We start from the raw sequence: 13,025 nt of genomic DNA, 5'->3' as shown, positions 1-13,025 counted from the left end.
GCTTTGAACGAATGGGTTGCTGCGCAACACGCGCGCAAGCGTTTTGCACACGGCGGGCTAATTACCATGCCGTGCGGTCGACGGCAAGATGCTGTTTGTCGATGGACATGCTTTACGCCCCCTCCCAACCGGGAAGAATGGCGTCGTTGATGCGACGCCACAGCGGCCCGCCTGCGGGCCTTGGGCGGCCGTCGATGGCGTGGATCGGCACTGCGCCCATGAGGGCGTTGGCGGCCAGGAGCTGCCCGGTACCGTGCAATTCCGAAGGCTGGACCGGGCGCCAACGGATGCGATAGCCCCAGCGGGCCAGTTGGTCGCAAACGGCCGCCGCCATGACGCCGGGCAAAACCGCCGGCGATTCGGGACGCGACACCTCCCGGCCTTCGATCAGCAAAAGGTTGGCGGTGTTGGTCTCCGAAACCGTTCCGTCGGGGTTGAGGATCAAGGCTTCGTCATGGCCCTTGGCCGCGGCCCATTGGCCGGCTTGCAGATAGTAGAGATAGTTGAGGGTCTTGTGATCCGCCAAGGGGCTTTGGCGCGGATGGGGATAAGTGCCCAGGGCAAGGCCACCGCTCTCATGGACGGCCGCCCGATGGGTGTAGGGCCGGGCGGTCACCAGCAGGGTGTGGTCCCAGGGCGCCGCGGCGCGGCTGCCGCGGGTGGCCAACAGTTTGACGGCGGCACATCCGACTTGCAAGCCATTGGCGGCGATCACCGCGGCGATCACCGCATCCCAGGTGACATCCGGTGGCGGATCGGGCATCAACGCGCGCCAGGTGGCGTTGAAACGCGCCAGGTGGGCCGCCAGCAAGGGCGCACGGCCATGGTCCGCCCGCAGGGTTTCGAAAAAGCCGTAGCCGTAGAGCAGTCCCTGGTCGGCAACGGGCACGGCGGCTTCGGCGGCGGGTTGCAGGCGGCCGTTGCACCACACCACCGCATTGGAGGGATCCACGGCATCCGTCGCCGTGGCCTGGCAGGCGGTCAGCAGGGTGTGGGCCTTGTGCAAGGTTTCCTCGTATTCGCTGCGGGGATCGGAATCGTAGACCACCCCGCCGCCGGCGGAATAGTGGAGGATCCCGCCCGTGATGATGGCGGTGCGGATGGCGATGGACAGATCCATGGTGTCGTGCAGGCTGATGTAGCCGATGCTGCCGCAATAGAGATGCCTGCGGCAGGGCTCCAGCTCGTCGATGATCTCCATGGCCCGCACCTTGGGACAGCCGGTGATGGAGCCGCCGGGAAAGGCGGCCCGGATCAGGTCGACACTCCCTGTATCCCTATCCAGCTCGCCCTCCACCCGGGTGACCAGGTGGTAGACATTCCGATAGGCCTCGATGCGCTTGTGCTCGGTCACATGTACGCTGCCGGCCCGGCACACCTTGCCCAGGTCGTTGCGCAGCAGGTCGACGATCATGGAAAGCTCGGCATCGTCCTTGGTGCTGGCGGCCAGTTCCGCTCGCAGGGCCGCATCGGCCTCGGCGGTGGCCCCCCGCGGCCGGGTGCCCTTGATGGGGCGGGCCTCCACCCGGCGACCGGATTGCTGCACGAACCGCTCGGGAGAGGTGGAGACGATCTGATGGTCGCCGGCCTGGATGAAGGCGAAAAAGGGGGCCGGGTTGCGGGCGTAAAGGTGGCGAAACAGGGCGTAGGCATCGCCGTCGAAGGGCACCTGGAAGCGCTGGGAAAGATTGACTTGATAAACATCGCCGGCGGCGATGTAGTCGATCACCCGTCCCACGGCCTGTTGGTAGGCCTCGGGTGTGACGTTGGCCCGGCGGCCGGCGGCGGGCAGACAAAAGGGGGCCGCTTCGGCCGGCGGTCCATCGCATGCGGCGCGGAACCCATCGATGATATGATCCGGGGTCTCCGAGGCGCGGGCACGCAGGGGGACCATCAAACGGGTGGCGCCGGTGGTTTTGTCGTGCACGACCAGCAGCGACGGTGCAAAGAACAGCATGTGGGGCAGGAGAAGGTCGTCCACGCTGGTGCGCGGCAGGCGCTCCAGATCATCCTTGAGGTCGTAGGCCAGGTAGCCCATCAACCCCGCTGCCATGGGTGCCGGCCACTGTCCGGTGGGCAACTGCAAGCGGTCCAGCAACGTCTCCAGCACGGCCAGGGGCGGCGCGTCGATCCGGTGCGGGGTGCCGTCCACGCTCAGGATCACCCGGCCGGCGCGGCCGGACAGGACCATCCATGGCCACAGGCCGAGCAGGTGGTACCGCGCGCAGTCCAGATCGCCGCCGCTGAGCAAGGCCACCGTGCCCGGCAAGGCGGCGAAGCGGGCGCACAACGCCTCGAAGGGCTCCCGCAGGTCAAAGGGCCGGGCATGGACGCCGGTCACGGTGTCCATGCCCGGAAGATCCGCAAAGGGAGAGGGGACTGCTTTGAGATTCATGGAGATCCTTCAAGGGTCCGCGTTGCAGAAAATTTTCCACCAGGGTGAAACCTTGCTCGGTGAGGAAACTTTCCGGATGAAATTGCACCCCGCACAGCGGATGGCGCCGGTGTTCCAAGCCCATGATGGTACCGTCGGCGGTGCGGGCGGTGATGGTCAAGTGGCGGCGCAGGGCGTCCGGCGCAGGGGCCGCCATCAGGCTGTGGTACCGCGCCGCCTGAAACGGGGACGGCATGCCGGCGAACAGCCCTCGTCCGTCGTGCACCACGGTGCTGGTTTTGCCGTGCAGCGGTTGGGTGGCCCGCACGGTGCGGCCGCCGAACACCTCGTTGATGCACTGCATGCCCAAACATACCCCCAGGATGGGCACTTTGGCATGCCATTGCCGTATCAGGGGCATGGAAACGCCGGCATGGGCCGGATCCTTGGGGCCCGGGCTGATCAGGATGTAATCGGGGGCCAGGGCGGCGACTTCGACCGGATCGATGGCATCGCTGCGCGCCACCCGGATATCGAGGGGGTAGCGGCGGAACATCTGCACTAGGTTGTAGGTAAAAGAGTCGTAGTTGTCGATCACCAGTAATATGGGCATGCCGTCGCCTCCATTAAAAAAAGCCACCCCGACATGAGTCTGGGTGGCTGGGCCTATGGCATAACTCATTTTACGCCCTGCCGTTGGCCGCAGGAGCGTTGTTGCTGATTTTGAACAATTGATAAAAGAAAAACGGCGCCAAGTCAAACAAGAATGGCGGATGGGGGATTTTCACTGGGTGTGGTGCGAGGTTCAAGTTTTAAGTTTGATGGCCTCGTAAAAAGTCCCAAAAACGGTGTTTTTGCAAATTGCCATCGTATAAATTTAGGTACTTACAGCGTCGAAAATTGAAAATTCCGACTTTTTACGAGACCATCAAAACTTAAAACTTAAAACTTAAAACTGGCCCGCAGGGCTCGGCTGGTGGGTTTGCTTGGTGTATGGTAAAAAGGCACCCGAAGGACCGTTGCCGCAAACCGATTCCGGGAAGGGAATGAGGGCCATGCCGGGCGTCGATGCCCAACGCCGATTGATTCTGTTCGGCCGGTATCCGGTGCCGGGACGCACCAACACCCGGTTGATACCCGTGGTGGGGCCGCTGGGGGCCGCCGAGTTGCAGCGGCAGTGGACCGAACGGGCGGTGGCCGTTTTGAAGGGGTCCCGTTTAGCGCCGGTCGCGTTTGTCTATGCCGACGGCACGGCGCAGCAGGTGCGCCGTTGGCTGGGCCGCGAGGGGATTGAGCTGATTCCGCAAGTCCAGGGCGATCTGGGTCAGCGAATGGCGGCGGCCTTGGCGGATGGTTTGCACAGGGGCGCTTCGCAGGTGGTGCTGCTGGGCACCGATGTGCCCCGGATGACTGCACGGCACTTGGAGATGGCCTTCGAAGCGCTGGCCGGACACGACCTGGTGCTGGGTCCCGCCCGTGACGGCGGTTACTGGTTGGTGGGATGTCGGAAAGCAGCGGATGTTTTCACGGGCATCCCATGGGGCACCCCGGAAGTGCTGGCCCAAACCATGGCGCGTGCGCAGGCGCATGGGCTTTCCCTGGCCCTGCTGCCGCCCATGGACGACATCGACACGCCGGCGGATCTGGCAGCCTTGCATGGCGGGCGACAGGGATATGCACCCTTTTTGAGTGTCGTCATACCGACATTGAATGAAGCGGTCCGCATCGGCCCGGCGGTGGCTGAAGTGATGGCCCCGGATATCGAGGTGATCGTGGCCGACGGCGGCAGCCGGGACGATACCGTTTTCAAAGCGAAAGCGGCCGGCGCGACGGTCATCACGGCGGAACCGGGCCGGGCCGTGCAGCAAAACGCCGGCGCCCACCTGGCAAAGGGATCCGCACTGCTCTTTCTGCACGCCGACACCCGCCTGCCCGGGGATTTCGGCGCGCGCGTGTTTGAATGTTTGCTGGACCCCGCCGTGGTATTGGGGGCCTTTCATTTCCAAACCGACTGGGACCACTGGGCCATGCACGCCATCGCCCGGCTGACCAACGCGCGCAGCCGCCGGCTGAAATTGCCCTATGGCGACCAGGGGTTCTTTCTGCGCAAGCGGGTGTTCGATCGGGTGGGGGGCTTTCCAATGGTGCCAATTGCCGAAGATTTGCTGTTGGCCCGCCGCCTGGCCCCCTCGGGACGGATCGCCCTGGCGCCCGGCGCGGCCGTCACCTCGAGCCGCCGCTGGCGTCGGCGGGGCATTGTACGCACCACCCTGATCAATGCCGTCATCGCCGGCGGTTTGCTGCTGGGTATATCGCCGGATCGGCTGGCGGGGTTGTACCATCGATAGGCGTCGGGACGGGGCGGGCCGTGTGATGCGCGAGGCACGGCTGAATCGATAGCACCGGCCTGAAACGGACCGGATGGGAGGGAGTAGCCCGGGATGAACCAGCGGCAACCAAGCAAACAAAAAGGGCCTGCGCCCAAATGGATCGCCGCCGTGGTGGCCAACGCGCGGGGAGAAATTTTCGACCTGGCCGGCTATGCCGCCGTAGGTGCCGACGGCGCTTTGATGGCGCCCCTCGACGTGATGCACACCCAACCGTTGCCCCACGGCAGCGAATTGATGTTCCTGCCCGACCGCATCCCGCTGCTCTATGATTTGCGACGGAAACGGATCGTGCCGCTGGCGGACAACCCCTATGTGCCGGGCGAACCCATCTATCCCGTGGCGGCTTTCAACTCACCGGGCTACGTGATCACCCACACCCCCGCCTATGACGAATGCCCCGATGCCCGCCTGTTGCCCCTGTTCAGCTACGGCGCCGTGGGCTGGCACCGGGGCCGATTTCGATCGTCCGTGTGGTTGGTGGACGACGAACCGCGCCAGGATCTGCGCCGCATGCCGCTGGAAAAAATCAAGGTCGGCGTGGGGCGCATGCGTCGCACCCTGCCCGACAACCGGCTGCGGGCCCATCTGGAAAAATGCGCCCTGACCTATGGCTGTCCAGCCGGCAAGAACTTCTTTCTCGGACGGTACGAAGCCCCCTTGCCCACATCGCCGTCCTGCAACGCCCACTGCCTGGGTTGCATCTCCCTGCAGGAGGACTCCGGCTTGACCAGCAGCCAGGAACGCATCGGCTTCATTCCCACTCCCGAAGAGATCGCCGCCGTCGCCTTGACCCACATCGACCGCGTCGAACGCGCCGTGGTCAGCTTCGGTCAAGGCTGCGAAGGCGATCCGTTGCTGGTGGCCGACACCATCGCGGCGGCCATCGGCCTGATCCGCCAACAAACCGACCAGGGCACCATCAATCTCAATACCAACGGCAGCCGACCCGAGCCACTGGCCCGATTGGTGAAAGCCGGCCTGGACAGTGTCCGAATCAGCATGAACAGCGTCCGTCCGGACTGCTATCACGCCTATTTCCGACCGACCGGGTACACCTTCGCGGATGTGACGGCCGCCATCGATGCCGCCCTGGCCCATGGCGCCCATGTGGCGATCAACTATCTCAACTGCCCCGGCTTTACCGACACGCCCGAGGAGCGGGATGCCCTGAAGGCCTTTTTACGGGTCCACCCGGTGCACATGATCCAGTGGCGCAACCTCAATTTCGACCCCCTGCGTTACCGACACATCATGACCGCGGCAGCGCCCCAGGGGTCGCCCATCGGCATTGCACCCTTGATCACCCTTGTACGCAGGGCCTTTCCCCGTCTGCTGCACGGCTATTTCAACCCTCCCAAGGAGCGTTTCCGGCGACGGGACGACGCCGGTAGCCCATGAGTCCCTTTAACGGAAAGGCCTGTGTAAACAAAGTATTGATTCCGAACGTCGTTTCATTTATGAATACATTTATTAAAAGTGGCAAACATTCGTCTTGAACGTTGATGGCATAGAGCGACCGACAGCGCGGGTCATGATCGACATCAGGCCCGGCGGCCCCACGCTGCGACAATACGCTGCCGGACTTCACCGGAATGGAAGCACACGGGAGGTATTGACATGCAAAAAAAGGCCTTGCTACTGCTTTGGGTCTTGATGTCCGTCATGGTGATCGGCGCACCGGCCGCTTGGGCCAAAAACATCGGTTACGGCTACCTCATCGCCTACTCGGCCAGGGAGCAGGTGGCGTACTACAGCCCGATTCTCAGCCAACTTGCCGTCGGCGCCAGCAGCAGCGACGAAGAGTACTTTGTCAAAACCAGTGTGATTCTGGATCTGGAATCGGCCTTCCAAAAATACTTGGAACAAAAGCACAACATCAGCAGCGCCCAATACACCTTCAGCGCACGCGCGGCATTCAAATCGGAAGAGATTGCCAAAAAACGGTTCGACCAGGAAATCGACACCTTTCGTTTCCGTGGCTTTCAACTGATCGAGGCGTCGAATTTCAAGCCTTGAGCAACAAGGGCCACAAATCCCTGTAATCGTAAACCATCTCCTTCTCCGACGCCCGCTCTTCACCCAATTGATAGCAGTGGCCGAAGCGATGGTGGTTGGCGATACCGTGCGCATGACAGTACTGTTCCAATGACGGTTTGACCATGCAACCGATCAGACGCGCGCCGACCTGCGCCCCCCATTGGAAATGGGGACCATCGCCGCCGCTGTCCCCCATGACCGTCACTTTTTCCAACGGTATTTGAAAACGGGCGGCGGCGGCGGTACTGTTGGTCGCCTTGTCGCCAATCTCGGTCATCGGGAAAAAAGCAAAAGCGGCGGCACCCGGCGCATCGAAACGGATGCGGTCATTGGCCGACAGGGCCGGCAGGGGCGGCAGCAGCCCCTTGGCCAACACCCTTTGAAAATAGCCGATCATGCCGGTGGTATTGATCATGAACAAAATACCGTTGGACAGGCATCGTTCGATCAATTCAGGCACCCCGGGATAGGTGGCGAAGGCGTCGTCCAGGTAGGCGTCCATCTGCGCTGCCGTGATCGGTGACGGCAGCAGCGCCGCCACCCGATCCAAGGCATCCCCCAATGGGATCGCATTGCCGGTGTACTGACGAAAAACCGCCGCCACGGCAGGGCGCAACTCGGGATAGTGATGTCCGATGACATCGAAGGGGCCGTTGGGTGAAAGGCACTCGCTCCAGTCGGAGGAGACCATGGCGACATAGCGGGGTTGTGGCATGGGCGTCTCTTTCCGCAATCGACGCGACCTGCAATAGGTCGGCGTTCCATCCGCAAGAATTCAATTTTCAAGGGATCCTGGAAACCGGGGCACATCTTGTCATAGCTTCAAACCCATAGCATTAAACCACGCCCGGTAAAACCCCACGGATCGGATTTATTCTTGCATTTTCAATCCCATTGCATTAGTTACCGGCCCCAACGGTCAAAACAAATCGTTTTTGGAGGATCGGCATCGGCTCGGCCGGCCGGATCCGTCGAACACATTAATGAGGACCCTGATGGACGAAAAGGAACCTGGTGGTAGTTGCGACACCAAACCTCCCAGTCGCAGCACACAAAATCGGAAATCCGCCGCTCGGCCTCGATGTAGGACCGCCTCCGCGTCGCGCTTGCCTGCGCACGCTCTTTAAGGCGCCGTCCTGAACGTCTTTTCGGGCCGACGGCCCGGACAAGGCGTTAAGGAGGCGCACCATGACCCACGCGCTCGATCTCAGCCGTATATTGGAAACCGCCGACACCGAAGGGCGTCAGGCGGAATTGGCCGCCCTGCGCGGTTTGCATCCCTCGGACATCGCCGAGGTGCTGGAAGAAAGCCGGCTCGAGCCCGGCGAGGTCGTTGAGATTTTATCGGCGGTGGGCAATCACAAGGCCATCGACGCCTTTGCCCAACTCTCCATGGAGACCCAGGAGGCCTGCCTCGAAGCGGGCAACGCCCAAACCATGCTCCGATTCGTGGAAAACATGGAGCCGGACGACCGGGTGGATCTGCTCAAAGCCGTGGATGACGAAGTGCGTGAAGCGATCATGCCCCTGATCGCCCAGGCCGAGCGCAACGCCATCCGTAAACTGTGGCACTACGAGGAAGGCACAGCCGGCGCCGTGATGACCACCGAGTACGCCATGCTCACCAAGGACCTGACGGTGGGCGAGGCGCTGTCCCACTTGCGGCTGCAAGCGCCCAACAAGGAGACCATCTACTACATCTACATCACTGATCAGCAGCGGCGACTGATCGGCACCATCTCCCTGCGCGACCTGATCATGTCCAAGCCTTACGCCCAGCTGGAACGCATCATGGAAACCAACCTGATCAGCGCTCCCCACGACATGGACATCGAAGAGGTGGCGGCCCTCTTTTCGAAGTACGACCTGCTGGCCGTGCCGGTGGTGGACAAGGAGAACCGGCTGCTGGGCATTATCACCGTGGATGACGTACTGGACATCATCGAGGCCGAGAGCACCGAGGACTTTCAGCGCATCTCGGCGGTGCTGCCCTTCGACGAAGAGTATTTCCGGCGCCCCTTCCACCGGCTGTTCTGGAGCCGCTTCATCTGGCTGGCAATCCTGCTGCTCACATCCCTGATCTCCACCACCATCATGGAGGCCAACCAGGACGCGCTGCATCAGATGCTGGCCCTCTCCTTTTTCATCCCCATGGTCATGGGCACCTGCGGCAACGCCGGCACCCAATCGGCCACCATGATCGTTCGCAGCATGGCCCTGGGCGAAATCGAAACAAGCGATGGCTGGCGGGTCTTTCGCCGCGAGCTGCTCATGGGGCTGGCCCTGGGCGTCTCCCTGGGGCTGATCGCCTATTTCAGGGTGTTTCTGCAGGACCAGCATGCATTGCTGGGCATCATCGTGGCCAGCGCATTGCTGGCGACCCTGCTGGCCGCCAACCTCGTCGGCGCCCTACTGCCGCTGATTCTCAAAAAGATCAAGCTGGATCCGGCCTTGACCGCCGGCCCCTTCATCGCCACCATCATCGATGCGGTGGGAATTGCCATTTACTTTCAAATCGCCTTCATACTGATGCGCACCTTCCAGGCGTAACCGCACGAGGAGCCGACAAGATGCACTGGATCGCGGCCAAAGTGACCTTCAACAGCCCATCGACCGACCTGACCGCCGAGCTGATCGCCGAGCTGTTCGACACCCTGGGCATCAGCGGCGTGGTGGTGGACGACCCCGGCCTGGAACCAACCGACGACTGGGGCGCCGACGCGGTGCCCCGACCCGCCCAACCGGCGGTCACCGGCTATTTTCCGGGAGACCACCGCGCCCCGCGCCTGCGCCGCGATTTGGAAGCGGGCCTGGCGGCCCTGGCGGCCCGCCACCCGATGACCTACACCACTGCTTACGACAATTTGGACGAACAGGTGTGGGCCGAATCGTGGAAAGCCTTTTTCCATCCCCAACCCATCACCCCGCGTTTGGTGGTCAAGCCCACCTGGTGCGACTACACCCCCCGTCCGGGCGAACAGGTGATCGAAATCGACCCCGGCATGGCCTTCGGCACCGGCACCCACCCCACCACCGGCCTCTGCGTCCAGTTGCTGGAACGCTACTGCCGGCCCGGCCAAAGGGTGCTGGATGTGGGCACCGGCTCGGGCATCCTGCTCATCGCCGCCGCCAAGCTGGGCGCCGGCCGTCTTGCCGGCGTGGACAACGACCCCCTGGCCCTCGGGGTGGCCCGCGCCAACCTGCTGCAAAACAAATTGTCGCCGGAGCGCTTCGCCCTTATCTGCGGCCACCTCCTCGCCCCCATCGCCGGCCACCACGACCTGGTACTGGCCAACATCCTGGCCGATGTGATCATCGAACTGCTGGACACCGTTGCCACCGTCCTGCCCCCCGGCGGCCGCTTCATCTGTTCGGGCATCCTGAGAAAGCAAAAGCCCGCCGTACTCAATAAAATGGAGGCTGTTGGATTCGTTATCGATGATATTTCGGAAAAGGATGAATGGGTTGCACTGGCGGGCAGTTACACTACCTCGATCCCGAAAAAAAGATTGGAACGCGCCCAACGGATACCATAAAGGCTAAAGAATTTCTCAAAAGGTGCGATATTGGGTTTGTACCACGCCACGGCCGGGGATAAGAAACAGGCTGCGGCGCGTGCCCCGCACTGTGACGCAAAGGTGAAATTCATGTCGCTGGTAGTCATTATCGACGATGATCGAAGTGTATGCGGCGTTCTCGAACAATTGATTCGACAGCACGGGCACACCGCCGTCAGTGCGCAGAGCCTCGCCGACGGCCTGGCCCTGGTAGAGAATCGGCCGGCGGACCTGGTGCTGCTGGACGTCAAACTGCCCGACGGCAGCGGCCTGGAACAGTTGCACCGGATCTCCCAATCGCCCGCCAAGCCGGAAGTGATCATCATGACCGGTCATGGCGATCCGGACGGCGCCGAGTTCGCCATTCACAACGGCGCCTGGGACTACATCGAGAAGTCGGCATCGCCCAAGGCCATGACCCTGCGCCTGCTGCGGGCCCTGGAATATCGTGCGGGCAAGCAGCCGGCGGCGGCGCCCGCCATCGACCGCCGGGGCATCGTGGGCGAAAGCCAACCGCTGACCCACGCCCTGGATCAATTGGCCCACACCATGTACAGCGACGCCGGGGTCCTGATCACCGGCGACACGGGTACGGGCAAGGAGCTGTTCGCCCGCGCGGTGCACCGCAACAGCCCCCGCAAGGATGCCAGCTTCGTAGTGGTGGATTGCGCCGCACTGCCCCACCACTTGGTGGAGAGCATGCTGTTCGGCCACGTAAAAGGCGCCTTCACCGGCGCGGACGCCCCGCGGGAAGGACTTGTGGCCCAGGCCGACGGCGGCACCCTTTTTCTGGACGAAATCGGCGAGATGCCGCTCTCCCTGCAAAAGGCCTTTTTACGCGTCTTGGAAAGCCGTTGTTTCAGGCCCATCGGCAGCAAGGAAGAGCGCCGCAGCAATTTTCGCATCGTCGCCTCCACCAATCGGGATCTGGACGAAATGGTGCGCAAGGGCCGCTTCCGCCAGGACCTGCTCTATCGACTGCGCACCTTTCACCTGCATTTGCCGGCCTTGCGCCAACGAAGGCAGGACATCCCCCTGCTGGCCGAATATCACCTGCAGCGGCTCAGCCGTCTGTACGGCGGCACGCCCAAAGAGATGTCCGCCGACTTTCTGGAGGTGTTGGCAGGTCACGACTGGCCGGGCAACGTGCGCGAACTGGTCAACACCATGGACAGCGCCCTCTCCGCCGCGCGGGACGAAACGGTGCTCTACTCCTGCCATCTGCCGCCGACCTTGCGCACCAAGGTGGCGTGCCGCCAGATCACCAAGCCATGCGCCCGCCCCGCCGAAGCGACCCCCTTCGATGCGGCCCGCCCCCTGCCCCCCTTGCAGGCCTTCCGCGACAAGATGATCGAAATGGCCGAGACCCAATACCTCAACACCCTGCTCAAAGACAGCGGCGGCAGCATGTCCAATGCCTGCACCATGGCCGGCATCTCGCGCTCGCGGCTCTACGAGCTGATGAAGAAACACGCCATCACGGCACGCTGAGCCGGCTGGCGGCTACACAAAGAAAGCGGCTATCCACAGACCCCAAGTCGGGGCTTGCCCATTGGAACTCGAAATCGGTATCGAAGCGCAAAACAGAACTGAATCGATTTCGATTCCGATGCTGCTTCAGCTCGCTTCTGATATTGATTTGGCTTGGTGTATCACACCAAGCCGAGGCGCTCGGTTTTTTAGCGTCGCCTCCAGCTATTGGGTGGCGACGTCCTTCCGAATTTTTCGTACGCGTACACGTTATCGTAATCGTACTCGTACTCGTACGCGTACGCGATACTCTCGCGAACCTGCATCGGCGCCGAGGCCTCTTTACCAGTATCGAAACGATACGAACAAGAAGACGTTTACCATCATTTCCGGTTTTTGGAATCAATTGTTTGGCATGCCATCAAAACACCCTTGAGCCCTTTGTACAAACGATATGCCCAGGCAGGTCGAACATTTAGCACCTTTTCGAGTACGCGTACGAGAACCGCCCCTTCGGGGCTGAGTACGCTTACGACGATTTTGAATCGCCAACCGCCAAAAGACAATCTCGCCGACGGCCTATTCAGAATCGTCCAAATCGAGTTCGGGGTAAAGTTTGCGGGCGCATTCCGGGCAGATGCCGTGACTGATCTGCGCATCGGTGTGGGTGCGCATATACACCTCCACCTGGTTCCAGTAGCCTTGATCGTCCCGGACCTTTTTGCAGTTGGCACACATGGGCACGATGCCCTGCAGCGTGCGCACTTCGTCCAGGGCGTGCTGCAGGGCGTTGATCTTTTCGGCCAAGGCGGCCTGCAGCCCCAGGATGCGGCGGCCCACCGCCACCCGGGCGCGCAGCTCGTCGGGGTCGTAGGGTTTGGTGATGTAGTCGTCGGCGCCGGCGTCCAGGCCGGCGACCACATCCCCCTTGGCATCCTTGGTGGTGAGCAGGATGATGTAGGGCGGCGGTTCCAGGTCCAAGGCGCGGATGCGGCGGCAGACCGTCACGCCGTCCAGCTCGGGCATCATCCAGTCCAGGATGGCCAGATGGGGGCGGTCGGGGGCTTGCAAGGCGGCCAACGCGGCGGGACCGTCCTCGGTCACCACCAGGGTATGGCCCCGCTTTTCCAGCAGGGCGGTCAAAACGGTGCGGGACGTGAGGTCGTCCTCGGCAATCAATATTCGCATGGCAATGGG

Annotated in this window: 10 protein-coding genes; 6 read left to right on the top strand and 4 right to left on the bottom strand. The window is 62.4% G+C overall.

Going from position 1 to position 13,025, the window contains the following annotated elements; all coding sequences use genetic code 11:
- Positions 1–112: 112 nt before the first annotated feature.
- Both pabB and MRX98_RS07315 read right to left on the bottom strand, forming a co-directional pair.
- On the bottom strand, positions 113–2,395 hold the full coding sequence (gene pabB / locus MRX98_RS07320) for an aminodeoxychorismate synthase component I (protein ID WP_246904585.1): 2,283 nt from the start codon (positions 2,393–2,395) through the stop codon (positions 113–115).
- Entirely contained in the window at positions 2,313–2,987 is a 675-nt protein-coding gene (locus MRX98_RS07315; RefSeq protein WP_246904583.1) for an anthranilate synthase component II, read from the bottom strand. The genes pabB and MRX98_RS07315 overlap by 83 nt, the downstream gene beginning before the upstream one ends.
- A 442-nt stretch (positions 2,988–3,429) precedes the next feature.
- On the opposite strand from MRX98_RS07315, the gene MRX98_RS07310 reads away from it, so the two are divergent.
- From MRX98_RS07310 to MRX98_RS07300, 3 genes are all read left to right on the top strand, one after another.
- Positions 3,430–4,722, top strand: coding sequence for a TIGR04283 family arsenosugar biosynthesis glycosyltransferase (locus MRX98_RS07310; protein ID WP_246904581.1), 1,293 nt, complete (start codon positions 3,430–3,432; stop codon positions 4,720–4,722).
- A 93-nt stretch (positions 4,723–4,815) separates the two neighbouring features.
- Entirely contained in the window at positions 4,816–6,162 is a 1,347-nt protein-coding gene (locus MRX98_RS07305; protein ID WP_246904579.1) for a radical SAM protein, read from the top strand.
- A gap of 219 nt (positions 6,163–6,381) precedes the next feature.
- The gene (locus tag MRX98_RS07300; RefSeq protein ID WP_246904578.1) at positions 6,382–6,780 is read left to right on the top strand and encodes a hypothetical protein; all 399 of its coding nucleotides are present in this window, start codon (positions 6,382–6,384) and stop codon (positions 6,778–6,780) included.
- Here the strand turns inward: MRX98_RS07300 and MRX98_RS07295 are convergent.
- Complete coding sequence (locus MRX98_RS07295) at positions 6,770–7,516, bottom strand: HAD family hydrolase (RefSeq protein WP_246904576.1); 747 nt, start codon at positions 7,514–7,516, stop codon at positions 6,770–6,772. The two genes, MRX98_RS07300 and MRX98_RS07295, sit on opposite strands and share 11 nt — an antisense overlap.
- A gap of 473 nt (positions 7,517–7,989) precedes the next feature.
- On the opposite strand from MRX98_RS07295, the gene mgtE reads away from it, so the two are divergent.
- From mgtE to MRX98_RS07280, 3 genes are all read left to right on the top strand, one after another.
- Positions 7,990–9,351, top strand: a complete 1,362-nt coding sequence (gene mgtE / locus MRX98_RS07290) for a magnesium transporter (RefSeq protein WP_246904573.1) — start codon at positions 7,990–7,992, stop codon at positions 9,349–9,351.
- 20 nt (positions 9,352–9,371) lie between these two features.
- On the top strand, positions 9,372–10,337 hold the full coding sequence (prmA, locus tag MRX98_RS07285; protein ID WP_246904569.1) for a 50S ribosomal protein L11 methyltransferase: 966 nt from the start codon (positions 9,372–9,374) through the stop codon (positions 10,335–10,337).
- A 111-nt stretch (positions 10,338–10,448) separates the two neighbouring features.
- Positions 10,449–11,849 carry a sigma-54-dependent transcriptional regulator gene (locus tag MRX98_RS07280; protein ID WP_246904567.1) on the top strand — a complete coding sequence of 467 codons (1,401 nt, stop codon included), beginning with the start codon at positions 10,449–10,451 and terminating at the stop codon, positions 11,847–11,849.
- A 558-nt stretch (positions 11,850–12,407) separates the two neighbouring features.
- Here the strand turns inward: MRX98_RS07280 and MRX98_RS07275 are convergent.
- Positions 12,408–13,016 carry a response regulator transcription factor gene (locus tag MRX98_RS07275; RefSeq protein WP_246904564.1) on the bottom strand — a complete coding sequence of 203 codons (609 nt, stop codon included), beginning with the start codon at positions 13,014–13,016 and terminating at the stop codon, positions 12,408–12,410.
- Positions 13,017–13,025 lie beyond the last annotated feature (9 nt).

The sequence above is a fragment of the Desulfatitalea alkaliphila genome, assembly GCF_022968795.1.
Taxonomy (GTDB): domain Bacteria; phylum Desulfobacterota; class Desulfobacteria; order Desulfobacterales; family Desulfosarcinaceae; genus Desulfatitalea; species Desulfatitalea alkaliphila.
This window is presented reverse-complemented; position numbering and strand designations above follow the sequence as displayed.